This is a genomic window from Paenibacillus sp. ov031 (genome assembly GCF_900143165.1).
Classification (GTDB): domain Bacteria; phylum Bacillota; class Bacilli; order Paenibacillales; family Paenibacillaceae; genus Paenibacillus; species Paenibacillus marchantiae.
The window spans coordinates 34927-50131 of record NZ_FRDO01000010.1 but is presented as its reverse complement, the minus strand read 5'-3'; the positions used below and the strand labels follow the sequence as shown (position 1 = coordinate 50131).

Below are 15205 nucleotides of genomic sequence, written 5' to 3'. Positions count from 1 at the left end.
AGGTGGAAGAGGAGAAGAAATATATTGGAGGCATGCATTTGATATGACCCAAATCCTTGTCGTGGACGACGATGTGCACATTCGTGAGCTGATTACCTTGTTTTTGCGGAATGAGGGATTTGAGATCGTGGTGGCTAAAGACGGTGCAGAAGCATTGGATATTGTTGAGAAATCCCCAATTGATCTGGTTATCCTCGATATTATGATGCCAAAATTGGATGGTTGGGAACTATGCCGGGAGATCCGGCGCATGGATCTGAATATGCCGCTCTTGATGGTTACGGTAAAAGGGGAATCGGCTCAGAAAGTGAAGGGATTCCAGCTTGGAACAGATGATTATTTGACGAAGCCCTTCGATCCACTGGAGCTTGTGATGAGAGTGAAAGCATTGCTGAAACGGTATCTGATTGTCTCTTCCCAAACGATTCAATTGGGGGGCATTACACTGAATCGCCGCAGTTTTCAAGTGATTCGAGGGGAGGAGACGCTTAATCTGCCTTTAAAGGAGTTCGAATTGCTGTTCATGCTGGCGAATCAGCCTGGGCAGATATTTACCCGGGAACAGCTAATTACGAAAATCTGGGGGAGCGACTATGAAGGGGATGACCGAACGGTTGACGTTCACATTAAGCGATTAAGGGAAAAATTCGCTGGTGATGCCCACCATTTTCAGATTGAAACGGCCCGAAGTCTGGGCTACCGGTTAGTGATCACATGATCAAGACCTTATACGTTCGCATCATTATCACATTTCTGGTTGTCATTATTTTCAGCCTGCTGTCGTCTTTCCTCATAGGGCTCTTTCTGTTCAAAAAAGAAGTAAACCATCTCGGTCAGAATGACATGATTGCAACAGGTGAGGAAATGATACGTCTCTATGAACAAACACACCCGGAGGACCGGGAGGCATTCATTAAAAGTATGGTGAAGATATCCACCTATCCCATTCATCTATATGATGTTTCCGGCAACGTAACATACTATGATCTGGACAATACGCAGACCGTTCAAATTGCACCAGAGGTGGTTCAAATGGTATTGCAGGGTCAGGTCTATCGTTCTCCGGCTGAGGTGGATCAGACCTTTATCGGTCTTCCTTTCCCATTCCAAGGGGAGCCGCAAGCCGTGTTTATGCAATATTCCCCGCAGAACGAAAATATCATTAATCGGATGGTCCTCCTGATATTATTACTCGCACTGTTTATCGGAAGCCTATGTATTTTTATTGCTGCAAGGTACTTGGTGAAACCGATTCAGGTATTGACTCGTGCAACCAAACAGCTGGCGAAGGGTGATTTTGACGTGGAAATCCAAACGAAACGTGTGGACGAAATGGGAGCTTTGACACACAGCTTTAATGAGATGGCGAGTGAGCTCAAACAGTTGGAACAGATGAGACAGGATTTTGTTTCCAATGTATCTCATGAGATTCAAACCCCGCTGACCTCTATTTCCGGATTTGCCATGGCGATGAAAAATAGTAACCTGGTTGCCGAGGCTGATCGTAACTATTACCTCGATATCATTATTACGGAGAGTGGACGGCTATCCAGACTTAGCGATAATCTGCTGGAGCTTGCATCTCTGGACTCCGATCATCATCCGTTCGAGGCGGCTACCTATAATCTTGATGAGCAAATTCGGCAAATTATCGTTACCTGCGAGCCGCAGTGGTCCACCAAAAATATTCAGGTTCATCTGGAGTTGGCAGAACCGATTCAAGTTACAGCAGATCGGGATCAGCTCGATCAGGTCTGGATGAATCTGCTGGGGAACAGCATCAAGTTTACGCCAGCAGGTGGGCATATTCATATACGGACGCACCAGGTAGAGAACGAAATTCTCATCACGATAACGGATACGGGCATTGGAATAGCGCCAGAGCAGCTCGATTATGTGTTTGATCGGTTTTATAAAACAGATCTGTCGCGAAACCGCAGCATCAGCGGTAACGGTCTGGGCCTTGCGATCGTCAAGAAAATTGTGATGCTCCATCACGGAGCCGTCGAAATGAAAAGCCAGGAGGGTGAGGGTACGACGGTGCTGGTTCATCTGCCTATAGGATAAATAATAAAACCAGCTGAGGGCTGCCTAACATTAATTTGTTGGTAGCTCTATTTATGTTACTGTGCACTGAATCCGCTTCCTTACATTCCTTGTTGTATTTCTGTGGTACATCTCGTACAATTTGGTGAAGTAATTCTGCATTGCGTTAATGTGAATGTGAAAAGGGGAGAATCGTTTGGAATCAAAGCAACTATCTAGAGGGCTAAAGCCCCGCCATGTAGAGCTGATTGCACTCGGAGGTACGATCGGGGTCGGATTGTTCATGGGATCGGCAAGTACGATCAAATGGGCAGGTCCTTCGGTGCTGCTGGCCTATTTGCTGGCCGGGATCATTATCTTTTTTGTCATGCGTATTATGGGGGAAATGTTGATTCAGGAGCCTGTCACCGGTTCATTTGCCACATTTGCTCATAAGTATATCAGTCCACTCGCCGGGTTCCTGACTGCCTGGAGTTACTGGTTCCTCTGGGTAACGGTTGGTATGGCGGAAGTCACCGCGATTGGGATTTATGTAGGCTACTGGTTCCCGGATATTCCACAATGGCTGCCTGCCTTGGCTGGCGTGCTTATTATTGCAGCAGCGAATCTGGCAGCGGTAAAGTACTATGGAGAATTCGAATTCTGGTTTGCGCTGATCAAGGTGACAGCGATTGTCTTCATGATCGTGATCGGAACTGGATTGATCTTCTTCGGCTGGGGGAACGGAGGACAGCCCATTGGGTTATCGAATCTGGTGAGCCATGGCGGATTTTTCCCAGGAGGGATCAAAGGTTTCCTCTTTGCCCTGTGTATCGTAACGGCTGCTTACCAGGGTGTCGAAATGGTAGGGATTACGGCAGGTGAAGCAGAAAATCCGAAGATCACGCTGCGTAAAGCGATCAAAAACATCGTGTGGCGTATTCTCATTTTTTACGTTGGGGCCATTTTTGTCATCGTGACATTGTACCCTTGGAATGAAGTGGGAGAGACGGGAAGTCCGTTTGTACTGACGTTTGCCAAAGTCGGGATTGTCGCTGCTGCGGGAATGATCAACTTTGTCGTGCTTACCGCGGCGATGTCGGGATGTAACAGTGGGATCTATAGTGCAGGACGTATGCTTTACACGCTTGCGGAGAATGGACAGGCACCGGCCTTTTTCAAAAAGCTGTCCAAAGGCGGGGTTCCCCGCAACAGTATTATCATTACGATTTCCTTGCTGCTGGTGGGTGTGGTACTCAACTACCTGATGCCGGACTCCAAACTGTTCCTGTATATCTACAGCGCAAGTGTTCTTCCGGGGATGGTTCCGTGGTTCGCACTCGCCTTCAGCCAGTTCCGATTCAGAAAGCGTTGGGGCAATGAGATGGCTGAACACAATTTTAAATCCAAATGGTTCCCAATCAGCAACTATATCATCATCGTATATCTGACGCTTGTCATTATCGGTATGGCATTTAACCCGGATACGCGGTTACCCCTCATTGTTGGGGCTACATTTATGGCGATCGTTGTGATCGGTTATTTTGTATTTGGCATAGGAAAAAGACAGCGGGTAGATGAAGGCGAAGATCACTAACTTATATATTATAAAACCGTTGGTGTTAATATGTTTAGAAGTTGTGCCTGAATTTTACACCGGAACGGAGAGGGCAGAACCAATCTGAAGAAGCGAAGCGTGCGCCTAAAAGCTTTCTGAAAGAAAGCTACATCGGAAGCATACGCTAACCCGGATTTTCCCTTTTTAAAAAGGTGAATCAAAAAATATGGGGATAAGAGCGATCGGAAGATGGTACTGCACTCGTAGTGGCAAGGTGTATAATTTCCCTAGTCAACTTAATATCTTAATATCATATGTGCATTCCTTGAATACATGGGAGAACCTTCGGGAGATCGAGTGTCATACAGGGAGTGCATTTTTTTGTTTTCAAAATTCATGCTTGAATCTCCTGTAACTGGAGGTTTTATGATTGGAAATAGAAGAGCTACTGCACGATATATTTTAATTTCAGTTGTGGTAGAGAAGGGGGCAAGGAATAATGAGAACACTGGAATGGATTTATCTTATTTTCAATGTAGTAATGCTGGTATGGTTGATTGGGGGCCGAAACAAACCTCGGAAAATGGTGTGGGGAGGATGGGTCATATCGGTTGTATTATTGCTGGTACATGGGGTGCTTGAGGGATTGCGTTGGCCCATGATTCCGGCGTATTTGCTCACACTGGTTCCACTGATTGTGTTAATCGCTAAAAGGTCAAAATCAACCGTTATGCGGAAATTCGGACGTGTTCGAATCATCGGAACATCGCTGTTGGTATTGGTATACGCTGCTGTGACAATCGGGCTGCCACTCCTGTTCCCGGTATTTTCGTTTGATAAACCAACAGGACCTTACGGAATCGGTACGGTATCCTACGATTGGACGGATGAGAGCCGGGAGGAATTGCTGACGAGTACTGCCGGAGACAAACGGGAACTGATGGTGCAGATCTGGTATCCAACGGTTAAAGACACCAAGGGAACAACGGCTCCTTACGTGAATGATCCGAAAGTGTATGCAACAGCCTTTAATGATGTACTGACGCTGCCAAAGCTTCTATTTTCATGCCTGAGTCAAGTCAAAACCCATGCTATTCAGGAGGCATCATTGTCTGATGCGGAAGCCAAGTATCCGGTCATTCTTTTCTCTCATGGCCTACACGGATATGAAAGCCAAAATACGTTCCAGGTGGAGCAACTGATCAGCCAAGGTTATATTGTTGTGGGCATTAATCATACGTACAGCAGTCTGGTCTCGGTATTCCCGGATGGGCGTGTGTCGCAATTTGAATCGGAGGGCAAGGAAGGATTCGATCAACTGCAGTTCAGTTATATGGACAAGCTCAACGAGACATGGGTGAAGGATGCGCAATTTGTGCTGGATCAAGTGGAGAAACTGGCTGCCAATGACGCAAACGGGCGTTTTAACGGTCATCTAGATCTGGACAACATCGGCATGTTTGGACATTCATTTGGCGGGGCAACAACCGTACAGATGCTGATGGATGATCCTCGTGTCAAAGCAGGTATGAACATGGATGGCGTATTGTTTGGAGAGAAGCGTATTCCTGCTGAAGGTGTAGGCAAACCGTTTCTCATGATGAGCGCGGATACAACCGTTGCAGGTACAAGTGTCATGAGTGACGACGAGATTGCAGCTATGGGTACGACTCGTCCGGAAGCCGAGAAATACTACGAAGAAGTGTATGCTCGTTATGAACCGGTGACCGCGGGAGGGAACTACTGGATGGAGCTGAGTAATACCAAACATTTAAGCTTCTCGGACCTCTATCTGGTATCTCCCATTCTGAAATGGTCACAGGGTGTAGATGCAAGGAAAGCACACCAAATTGTAAATGATACAACAATCGACTTCTTTAACCACTATCTGAAAGGGCAACCGCTCCAGTTGGACAGTGAAGTGGGAGAACACACATCCTATTCATTGAAAAAAGGTTGAATCTAAAAATGGAAGAGGACTGGAATTCAGTCTTCTTCCATTTGTTTTAACCGCAGTCGCATTCCTTCTTGCAACAGATTAATGCCGTCTACGATCTGGCTCCATTCAGGATTCACGATTTTGCAGAGCTTGTTAAAACGAAGGATGCGCTCTGTTACGGAGTCGAGCATATATCGAGCTTGTCTGCGAAAAAATGCTTCCGGATCTCCAGCATGTTCAATACTGGCGTACATCATCACAAAATCCCACACCATGCTCTGCACTGCAGGGCTATCTAACGGCCAACGTTTGTCTAGAGCTTCAGTGGCACGAATGCGGAGGGTCTCCATTTTTTTTACCCAGGCGTCTGCTTCAATCTGTGGATGATTCGCCATGGTGAAGAAGGGAAGTTCGAGACGGGCCAGATCGGCGATATAGGCCGGATCGTTAATGATTTCCTGGATTTCCTTCCATGCCAGTGTTTGTTGGGCAGACAGCTTTGTATCTTTCATCAAGTATTTATCGAAAAAATGCAGAAACGAAACTCTCCATTCATGCGGAATACCATCCAGCAGCTGAGATTCTTCCATTTTGGCCGAAACGAATTGTTTTCTTTTTTGGGCATTGGCGGTCAGTGAATCCACCAAGCTTGAAACATAGGTTAGAGACTGTCCCGAATGGAGTGTATCCTCCGCTTCATGCTGCTTCGCTTGTTGCAGAATGGAGAGCATGGAATTCATGGTCCCGATCTGAGTTTCCAGGGCTTCAATCTGTAGATTCAGCGCCTGTGACACGCCAAGTTCACCGGACATCAGCTTGCGAATATCCGATATGCCAAAATTCAAATAGCGAAGCGTTGTGATGAGTTCCAGCCGCCAAACGTCTTGCGGTGTATAAAGACGGTGACCACCTTCCGTATGAAAAGAGGGCCGGAGCAACTCGATTTCATCGTAATAACGAATCGTTTTGACAGTCGAGCCGATCATTTTGGCAGCTTCACCGATCGAATATGTATCTTTGCTTTGATTCAATAAAATCACCTCAGGATCTATTATACAACCTCCAGTTACAGGAGATTCAAAGTAGGAAGGTTTGCCATGGAAATGTTCAGAGCCAGTTTAAATTCCACCCATCTCGGTTACAAAGGAAAGAGTGCAACTTTTATGAAAACAACATAATAAATAAAATAAATCCGAGGAGGAATTGTACATGGCTAATCAAGACCAGCACACCATGCAAGATCCGACGACACAATATCCGAAGGCAACATCAGATTGGAAGCAGCAGCAGGATGAGCCCGGGCTTCAACGTGAAATGACTCCTGTACCTGATGCAGGTGAAAAAAGCTATAAAGGCAGCGGCCGTCTGACCGGACGTAAAGCTGTTGTAACCGGAGCCGACAGCGGTATTGGTCGGGCAGCAGCCATTGCTTTTGCTCGTGAAGGTGCGGATGTCGTTCTGGCTTACCTTCCCGAGGAAGAAGCCGATGCGAAGGAAGTGGTCAAGCTGATTGAGGAAGCAGGCCGCAAGGCTGTTGCGATTCCAGGTGACCTCAAGGATGAGAAATACTGCGAAGAACTCATTGAATCTGCTGTAAAAGAGCTCGGTGGGATCGATATTCTCGCCAACGTGGCAGGTAAACAGCAGTTTGTTGAGCAGATCGCCAATCTGACTACAGAACAATTTGATGCGACATTCAAAACCAATGTCTATTCAATGTTCTGGCTCTGTAAAGCAGCTGTGAAACACATGAAGCCAGGCAGCTCCATCATTAACACGTCTTCTATTCAGGCATATAAGCCATCTCCAATCCTGTTGGATTATGCGACAACAAAGGCTGCAATCAACACCTTCAGCAAAGCGCTGGCCCAGCAAGTCGGCAGCAAAGGCATCCGTGTGAACGTTGTCGCGCCAGGTCCGGTATGGACGCCGCTTCAGGTGGTCGGTGGACAGCCCGTAGAGAAGCTTGCTGATTTTGGATCTAATACTCCGCTTGGTCGTGCAGGGCAGCCTGCGGAAATGGCGCCAGCGTTTGTGTTCCTGGCGAGTCAGGAATCGAGCTATGTGAGCGGTGAAACGCTGAACGCCAATGGCGGTACAGTTAGTCCGTAATATAGGGATAGAGAAGGTACTACGTCTAGAAAGGGCGGAGTACCTTTTTTTATTCATAAAAGTTTAATAAATGTTAACTAACTACTATAAATTTAATTAGTATTTGGAAGTTGCAGGAAAACGATTAGTAAATGATAATTCCTTCTGGTACAATGCATGATAAAACGAAAAATGGAGTGGATCGGATGACGCCAGAACAGATTGTCAGAACCTTTTTTGAAGAAGTGCGCTCGGGTCGCAATCTTGATTATGCCAATACACTGATGGCCAAGCAGGTACTGGCTCACCAGGTGATCTCGGAAGAGGAAGTGACAGTCACAAGAACGCCCTCCGTCTATGCGGATCATGTGAGGGAAATGATTGAGGCGTACGGAGATTTTTCGCTGCAGATTCAGGAGTTGCTTGCACAGGGGGATAAAGTATATGTACGCTGGAGACAAGTGGGTACTCATGTTGGAGAAGTGGATGGATATGCGCCGACCAACCTGCCCGTGATTGAAATGGCGAGTGCGGTATATCGAGTGGAGAATGAGAGAATTGCAGAATACTGGATTCAGATCGACAGGCTGGGGATCGAAAAACAATTGGAGCGCAATCAGAGCTGATAACCAGCTCTTTCACAGGAGAGATTTCTTAAACTGTATAATACAGAGATATAGCAGGTGGAGGTGACATCATAAAACACATCACAAAAATGGCAATGGCTGTTCTAGCCGCCACCGCGATCATTACTACAGTAATAACAACAGCATCAATGAATAATGAAACAGTTGTCACTACATCCACGGCATCATCAGTAATTAATAATGAGGATCTCGCAGGTACTGCGACTACGAAACAGTTTAATATCCCGGTGGGATTTGAATATGTGAAGGTGAGCTTTAAAAACACAGGTTCGAAAGTGTTTACGTTCACGATCAACCAAGGATCTACTGATGGAACCGCAAAAATGTCTTATACTGTCCCAGCAGATGGTAAAGAGCATACTTATTGGAGCGACCAAGCTTGGTCAACGGGTTGGTTTTATGTGAGCATGTCTTCTGCACAAGGGATGTCCGGCAAATTGAGTGTGTGTCTGGGTACCGACCTTAATAAACTGAAAAGTTTGTAAAAGCCATCTGCTCATGCTGGTAGAGTGATTGTAGAAAAGCCTAGGCTTTCTTAATCCTATACCAGTATGTATAGATTTCCGAGAATCCAAGTTTGGCATACAGTTTTATTGCGGGAGCATTATTAGCAACTACTTGCAGGTAACTGGAGGTAGCGCCATTCTCTTTTCCCCAGTGCAATAGATGAAGGATCATCTGCTCGGCTAATCCCCGATTCCGAAAGTTAGCGTCCGTAATGATGTCATACAGTCCAATATAGCCTCGTTCCACCACACCGAATCCACAAGCAACGACTTGTCCGTCGATGAACAGCGAGATGAAACCTGTGCGCGTACGGATGTTGCTCAACATTTGTTCCATCGTTCCCCGATGCAGATCATTTACCTGATTTAGTCTGCAAAAGTGATCCAGCCACTCTCCGGTTAACTGTTCGTCCATTTTTACAGCAGAGTGCTCAGGCTCCTTAATGGTTTCCAAGCTCCGAGTCTGGACCCGGCTCAGATCCACAACATCATACCCCTTTTCATGTAAAAGCTGGTCGAGATGATCCGGCTGGATAAACGGCGTAATCTTGAATATGGTACTTAATTGATTGGAAGCGTAGATTCGCTCGCATTGCTCGATCTTTTCATGCACATCCATAGTAGAGTAGTGAAGAGGTTGAATGGAGTTAGCGCGCTTCGTAAATCCCTTTGCAGAACGCAGTACCCATCCGTCAAAAAGCAAGGTGGATAAGGGCTGCCAATGGTTGAGGGATAGTTCCTCAATCGTTTTGTAATCCGGATTCGATCTAGGGGTCATATCTATCCTCCTATCTTATGATTTTATAATAATACATATTAATGAATAAAAATTCAATATAAAATATGTAATAACGCTGAACATTATGCATAGAGCTACTGAATAGGTTACAATCTGAATGAATAAATCCAAATTTTGAAATTGAAATATCGGAAGAAGCGGAGCAGGTTATGCTAACTATTGAAATAAACAATCATATCATTAACTGTCATATCGAATATGGAAAACGGAAGAAAGCTTCCATTACGATGGATTTACCCTATATGGTCACAATCAAGGCTCCCAATGGTACCAGCGAAGACATGATCCGGCAGCTTGTTGCGCAACATGGGGAAGTGATTTTGACAAAATCAGCTCTGATGCAGCAGGCGTTGGACGGTCCTCAAGCGAAAGAATATGAAGAGGAAGGCAAAGGGAAGTTTCTGCTCTTTGGCAAAGAACATGCGCTGCATGAGTTAATTGACGTAGAGGGACGTTCGGAAGAGGAATTGCGTACGAATCTGAAGAAGTTTTATTTTGCCGAGTGTAAAAGAATGATCGGTGAGCGCATCGGCCGTTACCAGCAGGAGTTAAAGGTGAAGCCGAAGTCTGTGGACATCGTCGAATCGGCGACCAAGTGGGGAAGCTGCAGTTGGGATAAAAAGCTGACGTTTAACTACCGTTTGGCGATGGCTCCACTAGAGGTGATTGATTACGTGATCATTCATGAGTTATGCCACATCCATCATATGAATCATGATCGTTCGTTCTGGCGCCGTGTGGGCAGTATTATGCCCGACTACAAAGCCAAGGAGGATTATCTGATGCGAAATGGCCGAGCCATGACGTTGTGAAAAATGCCCATACCACGAATGGACGTGGTGGAAGGAGTTCAAGATGTCAGAGAGTACTTCTTTTGATGTGTTGGTAGATGAATATATCTCGCAATTCCCTTCAGATGTACAGGTTAAATTACAATCATTAAGACAGGTTATTCGCGATTCCGCTCCCAATGCCGTGGAGAAGATCAGTTACAAGATGCCAACGTATGCAGAGCACGGGAACTTGGTTCATTTTGCAGCCTACTCCAAGCATATCGGATTTTACCCAGGTGCCAGTGGGATCGAAGCGTTTAAGGAAGAACTCTCACGGTATAAAGGAGCCAAAGGATCGGTGCAATTCCCCTTGGATCAACCATTGCCAGAAGATTTGATCCGCCGGATCGTGGAATTTCGGGTGCAGGTCAATGTGGAGAAGGCTAAGGAAAAGAAGCGAAAGAAGTAGTGGATTTGGGGAAACGCCTATCGATTTACTAAAGCAAGGGGAGAGCGCATGAACAAAGCCCTGATTGTATTGGATGTGCAATACGGGATTACGTCATTGAGAGATTTCTCAGCACAGCTAGGCAAAATTGAAGCGGTTATCGCTGAATTTGACCAGCGGAATGAACCGATCATTTACTTGAAACATGTAGACTATGATCACGAGGGGTCTTCACTTTTTTACAAGAATGCTGCGGGTCTGGAGATTGTAGTCGACACTGGGCGGCATACGGTTCTGGAAAAAAGTAAACCTAACGCCTTTAGCAATCCGGAGTTGAAGAATTGGCTTCATGAACATCAGGTGGAACATGTGTTTATTGTTGGATTTAACACAGAATATTGTTGCCTGTTTACGGCAATTACTGCGGAATATGAAGGATTCAAAGTCACTCTGATCGAGGATGCAACGGGTTCGGTAAACACAGAAGAGACGTATGAAATGCCAGGGTTGGATATTCAGGACTTTGTTGGTTCGATTCTAAACTGGTCCAATTGTATTGAGGTTCTATACTGGCATGAATATAAGAGAATGTACGATGATTAACACGGTTTATATGTGACTTCAAAGATTTGAGTATGGTATAATTAGAGCAGATTAGACGTAAAATGCAAAGAGAGCCGTGCTGGTAACACGACTCCTCTGAGCAATAGCCGCTTTTAAGGGCGGTGGGCTTCGGTAACATAAGGGCACGATGAAATAGACCGCGATCCTTTGCTATGGGGGCGGTCTATTTGCGTTTATCGGACAGAATGGCAACGATGAGCGTACCGAAGGTAAGCATCAACATGATTGCTTCAAAAACTGTCACAGGGCATCCCTCCCTTCATGGCGAGGTAGCCGACCGACCCTTTAAGCCTATTCTATTGCTTTGTTGATTATAGCATATATTGTAAGAAGCTATGGCGTCAGAATCTTTGTATATGTAACTCGCTCATTAGTTGCAGGGCATCCCGAAACCCTTGTAAATAAATCTCTCTTTCCAGAAGTGTTTGCATAGAAAGTTGAGTATCTTCATATAAAAAAATGGTCTGATTCAGATGTTCAGGTAAAGCTTGACGGATGGTATGAAAATAATGATCAGATTCTTCAGATAGTTGGGTATAATCAGGCTGCGTGTGAGACAAATTGTTGTATAATAACTCTAAGCGCGTTCGGATTAACGGTTCTGCCAAAGATTCCAGAGATTCTATCATGCATTCTCCTACTTTCTATGAATTGAACTATAGAGATTTAATAACTCATAGAGTTATGATAACTTAATTAGTTATTAACGTCAAGAGTTACTATATTTTATGTTAAGGGATGTTTTCAGATGATCAAATTCACTCTCGAACAAGTTCTGAAGGATAAGGGTATGTCTATGTATGCTTTGGCTAAAAAAACAGGAGTTCGTCCGAATACCATTGGACAATGGGTAACGGATAGCGGTTTTGAAGTCAAATCGATCACAATCGAAACCCTTGAGAAAATTTGTATAGCACTGGAATGTCAGCCAGGCGACTTAATCAAGTATATTGACGAGAAGTGATGTTTAACAGGCAATATTAGGCTGAGGTGCACTTTTACAATCATGGGGTTATACCTGTTTTGTATGATTAAGATTCATTTATCTCGCATTATGGGAGAGAAAAGAATTAACATTGCCGATTTATCCCGATTTATCCCGACTAACCGGACTACATAGAAATGGGATTGCCAAATTATATAATGAGGAAACAGATGGCGTGAAGTTCGATACGCTGAATCGAATATGCGAAGCTTTGGATTGTGAGATCCAGGATATTATTGAGTTTATTAAGGATGAGAAGTGATCTTCAACGATTAGCTTAAAGCCCACACACTCTTTAAAAAAAATAGAAATACGGACCGTTACCTTATCCAAGGAATGGTCTTTTTTTGTGCTGTAAATCATCCTTCAATGAGCATTCTTAAGCACGAATCTGAATTCAGCCTTTTTTCAGGTAGAGGCATTATACTATTCCCGAATCCTGTACTGGAAAAGGAGTTTTGGCATGTCTAAGGTGATCCATAAGTCGCTTTATCTCATTCTGCTTGTTTTTGTCGGCGTGTTTATCGTATCGTCCCTGTTTGTCCGGGCGCAGTACAACTACACCTTGTATGGGGATAATCCGATTCTGGGTACGCAGCAGTGGAGTATTTTTATCCCGGTGATTGCTTTGCTTCTAGTATCGGGTATCGGGCTATACCGTCTTTGCCTGAAGCTGAACAAATACAGTCCAAAGGTTGTCATTCCGGTGGTGCTGCTATGTTCTCTTGCCATTCAAATCATCATTATCTTCGTGTTTCCACGAGTGCCTACGGATGATTCACAGACCGTGCTTTCACTCGCGATGAACATGCTTTACGATCACGATTATTCTTCGTTTGAATCGGGCGGATATCTGCACATGTTCCCGTTCAACTTTTCCACCGTCTTGTATCTAAAGACATTGCTGTACCTGTTCCCGGATAATTATCTGGTAATCAAGCTGTTCAATATTTTGTTTGCAACGGTAACGACATTAATGATTTATCTCATTTATAAACAGTTAAATCATAAGTCCGCGGAACGTGATTACGGGGTTCTGATCTTTGCAGCCACGTATCTGCCATCCCTGTTCCTGAACAACCTGATCTATAACGATGTTATTGCTACGGCATTTCTGACATCTTGTTTATACTTTTTGATTCGGTTTATACGTGAAAAGTCTTGGCAGACGATCGTTATTGCCGCCATTCTGCTCGCCATTGGCAACTACTTCCGAAGCATTGGCGTAATTGTGCTGATTGCTGCTATGTTAACCATCCTGCTGAATATGCGAAGTATTGGATTCAAGAAAGTGATTGCCTCCATCTTCGTGCTGGCTATGTTGTTTAACGTCCCAGGATGGACTCAGAATGCGGTATTAAAATCTTCAGGTGCTGTAAGTGAGCCTGTTGGGGAAAATTCGGCACCGGTCTATATGTGGTTGAACATGGGTATTAATCTGGAACGATTCGGCTTCTGGGACAACATGGAGAGTTACCAGATCTATCAAAGAGAAGCCAACTATAATAAAGCTGAAAGTACAGAACTGTACAAGCAGGAGATTGAACGCAAGCTATCGGAAGCCAGCTTAAGTGATTTGGCGCAGATGTATTACAAAAAGATCATTTGGACCTGGACCGAAGGTACCTACCAAATGGATCGATATGGCATCGGTAATGAAAGCTCCTCGGGTATGGGAGGAGGAAGAGGTGGCGGAATTGCCGGCTCCTACAGTTATACCAATGCGGTAACAGACTTATTCAAGGGAGATTCCGTCTACCGGACGGGGGTGCTTTGGGTCGTTTATGTGATGAATTTCATGATGTACTGTTTTATTTTCATTCGCTTGGTCGGTGGAATTCGTGGAAAGCGGTATGACGAAGTCTCTTTGATTCTGGTTATTCTCGGATTTATCGGGTTCTATATTCTGTGGGAGATTAAATCGAGGTATATCTATCCCGTATATCCACTACTGGTTGTATTGTCGTACATGGGATTTAAAGATGCGTATAACTTCATGTTTCATAGAAAACTTGGCTGGGAACGTTCTTCCCTGAGAAAAGGGTGATCCGTATGCGGAAAAATGGTTATCTCATATCGGCTATACTCTTGCTGCTGACCTGCTCAGTTTTGCTCTCTGCTTGCGATGCTATTACTGCCCAGAACATTACGAATACCGGTTCTGCACAAGGCATAAACGGTGGCGGAATGATGAATGGCGGTGGCCCGGGCATGAATGGAGGAGCACAGAGGGGCGGAGGGCAAGGGATGAATGGCAGAACAGGCGGTCAGGACAATATGCGGGGGATGATGAATGCCGATCTTACAGGCAGAGTGATCTCTGCCACAGGGAGTACCGTCACGATCTCGTTACTTGAGGTGCAGGACAACTCATCCACAGGCTCGACTAATGGAAATGGAAGACAATCAGGCGCCTCCAGAGGCGGAAGCATGGATATGAAAGATACGGGTATTGAAATGAAATTGAACATCAGTGAGGATGTGGATATCACGGAAGGCATGGGCATAGGTGTCCCAGGTAACAACCAAAATGCTAATTCATCTATTCAGGTGTCTGATCTGAAAGAGGGAGATGTCGTTATGGTTTGGTATAAGGAGAACACCGAGACCGTAGAGCGAATGGTGGTTACACAGTCCTGATTTTCATTGCCTATGATTACTTGATGGACTATTATGGAAATAACTTGATTTTCGGAAGGAGTGAGCGTCATGAAACGACGGGCTAAGATGATGCAAAGCGTTACTACAACAATTAAGGTGATTACGAACTGAATAGATCCGGCAGAGCAACGGACACATGGCGAAGCATT

The 15205-nt window shown here is 45.0% G+C and carries 16 protein-coding genes and 1 pseudogene; 14 read left to right on the top strand and 3 right to left on the bottom strand.

Annotation, left to right across the window (positions count from 1 at the left end; genetic code table 11):
- Window positions 1–43 precede the first annotated feature (43 nt).
- The 4 genes from BUA17_RS28160 (at window position 44) to BUA17_RS28145 (ending at window position 5543) form a co-directional block, all read left to right on the top strand.
- The gene (locus BUA17_RS28160; RefSeq protein ID WP_063567131.1) at window positions 44–718 is read left to right on the top strand and encodes a response regulator transcription factor; all 675 of its coding nucleotides are present in this window, start codon (window positions 44–46) and stop codon (window positions 716–718) included.
- Window positions 715–2067, top strand: a complete 1353-nt coding sequence (locus BUA17_RS28155) for a sensor histidine kinase (RefSeq protein ID WP_072735674.1) — start codon at window positions 715–717, stop codon at window positions 2065–2067. The genes BUA17_RS28160 and BUA17_RS28155 overlap by 4 nt, the downstream gene beginning before the upstream one ends.
- Before the next feature lie 175 nt (window positions 2068–2242).
- A complete protein-coding gene (locus BUA17_RS28150) occupies window positions 2243–3622 on the top strand; it encodes an amino acid permease (protein ID WP_072735673.1) in 1380 nt (459 codons plus the stop codon).
- A 460-nt stretch (window positions 3623–4082) separates the two neighbouring features.
- Complete coding sequence (locus tag BUA17_RS28145) at window positions 4083–5543, top strand: alpha/beta hydrolase family protein (RefSeq protein WP_072735672.1); 1461 nt, start codon at window positions 4083–4085, stop codon at window positions 5541–5543.
- Between the two features lie 26 nt (window positions 5544–5569).
- Here the strand turns inward: BUA17_RS28145 and BUA17_RS28140 are convergent, their stop codons facing one another.
- Window positions 5570–6553, bottom strand: a complete 984-nt coding sequence (locus BUA17_RS28140) for a MerR family transcriptional regulator (RefSeq protein ID WP_139295753.1) — start codon at window positions 6551–6553, stop codon at window positions 5570–5572.
- A gap of 178 nt (window positions 6554–6731) precedes the next feature.
- On the opposite strand from BUA17_RS28140, the gene BUA17_RS28135 reads away from it, so the two are divergent.
- The 3 genes from BUA17_RS28135 (at window position 6732) to BUA17_RS28125 (ending at window position 8745) form a co-directional block, all read left to right on the top strand.
- Entirely contained in the window at window positions 6732–7634 is a 903-nt protein-coding gene (locus BUA17_RS28135) for an SDR family oxidoreductase (RefSeq protein WP_072735670.1), read from the top strand.
- Window positions 7635–7819: 185 nt separating this feature from the next.
- A complete protein-coding gene (locus BUA17_RS28130) occupies window positions 7820–8239 on the top strand; it encodes an ester cyclase (RefSeq protein ID WP_072735740.1) in 420 nt (139 codons plus the stop codon).
- A gap of 89 nt (window positions 8240–8328) precedes the next feature.
- On the top strand, window positions 8329–8745 hold the full coding sequence (locus BUA17_RS28125) for a phospholipase domain-containing protein (RefSeq protein WP_072735669.1): 417 nt from the start codon (window positions 8329–8331) through the stop codon (window positions 8743–8745).
- Window positions 8746–8785: 40 nt separating this feature from the next.
- Here BUA17_RS28125 and BUA17_RS28120 read toward each other — a convergent pair whose 3' ends face one another.
- Window positions 8786–9544 carry a GNAT family N-acetyltransferase gene (locus tag BUA17_RS28120; protein ID WP_072735668.1) on the bottom strand — a complete coding sequence of 253 codons (759 nt, stop codon included), beginning with the start codon at window positions 9542–9544 and terminating at the stop codon, window positions 8786–8788.
- 170 nt (window positions 9545–9714) lie between these two features.
- Between BUA17_RS28120 and BUA17_RS28115 the strand changes: the two genes are divergently transcribed.
- Genes BUA17_RS28115 through BUA17_RS28105 form a run of 3 tightly spaced genes read left to right on the top strand, consistent with a single transcriptional unit; the run spans window position 9715 to window position 11389 of the window.
- A complete protein-coding gene (locus BUA17_RS28115) occupies window positions 9715–10377 on the top strand; it encodes a M48 family metallopeptidase (protein WP_072735667.1) in 663 nt (220 codons plus the stop codon).
- 43 nt (window positions 10378–10420) lie between these two features.
- On the top strand, window positions 10421–10807 hold the full coding sequence (locus BUA17_RS28110) for an iron chaperone (protein ID WP_072735666.1): 387 nt from the start codon (window positions 10421–10423) through the stop codon (window positions 10805–10807).
- Window positions 10808–10855: 48 nt separating this feature from the next.
- Entirely contained in the window at window positions 10856–11389 is a 534-nt protein-coding gene (locus tag BUA17_RS28105; protein WP_072735665.1) for an isochorismatase family protein, read from the top strand.
- A 362-nt stretch (window positions 11390–11751) separates the two neighbouring features.
- Here the strand turns inward: BUA17_RS28105 and BUA17_RS28100 are convergent, their stop codons facing one another.
- The gene (locus tag BUA17_RS28100; protein ID WP_072735664.1) at window positions 11752–12039 is read right to left on the bottom strand and encodes a DUF6809 family protein; all 288 of its coding nucleotides are present in this window, start codon (window positions 12037–12039) and stop codon (window positions 11752–11754) included.
- Between the two features lie 119 nt (window positions 12040–12158).
- Here BUA17_RS28100 and BUA17_RS28095 point away from each other — a divergent pair, with 119 nt between their 5' ends.
- The 4 genes and pseudogenes from BUA17_RS28095 (at window position 12159) to BUA17_RS28080 (ending at window position 15035) form a co-directional block, all read left to right on the top strand.
- A complete protein-coding gene (locus tag BUA17_RS28095) occupies window positions 12159–12374 on the top strand; it encodes a helix-turn-helix domain-containing protein (RefSeq protein WP_072735663.1) in 216 nt (71 codons plus the stop codon).
- A 63-nt stretch (window positions 12375–12437) separates the two neighbouring features.
- Window positions 12438–12657, top strand: a pseudogene (locus tag BUA17_RS28090) (helix-turn-helix transcriptional regulator).
- A 201-nt stretch (window positions 12658–12858) separates the two neighbouring features.
- The gene (locus BUA17_RS28085) at window positions 12859–14442 is read left to right on the top strand and encodes a glycosyltransferase family 39 protein (RefSeq protein WP_072735662.1); all 1584 of its coding nucleotides are present in this window, start codon (window positions 12859–12861) and stop codon (window positions 14440–14442) included.
- Window positions 14443–14447: 5 nt separating this feature from the next.
- The gene (locus BUA17_RS28080; RefSeq protein ID WP_072735661.1) at window positions 14448–15035 is read left to right on the top strand and encodes a hypothetical protein; all 588 of its coding nucleotides are present in this window, start codon (window positions 14448–14450) and stop codon (window positions 15033–15035) included.
- Window positions 15036–15205: the final 170 nt, after the last annotated feature.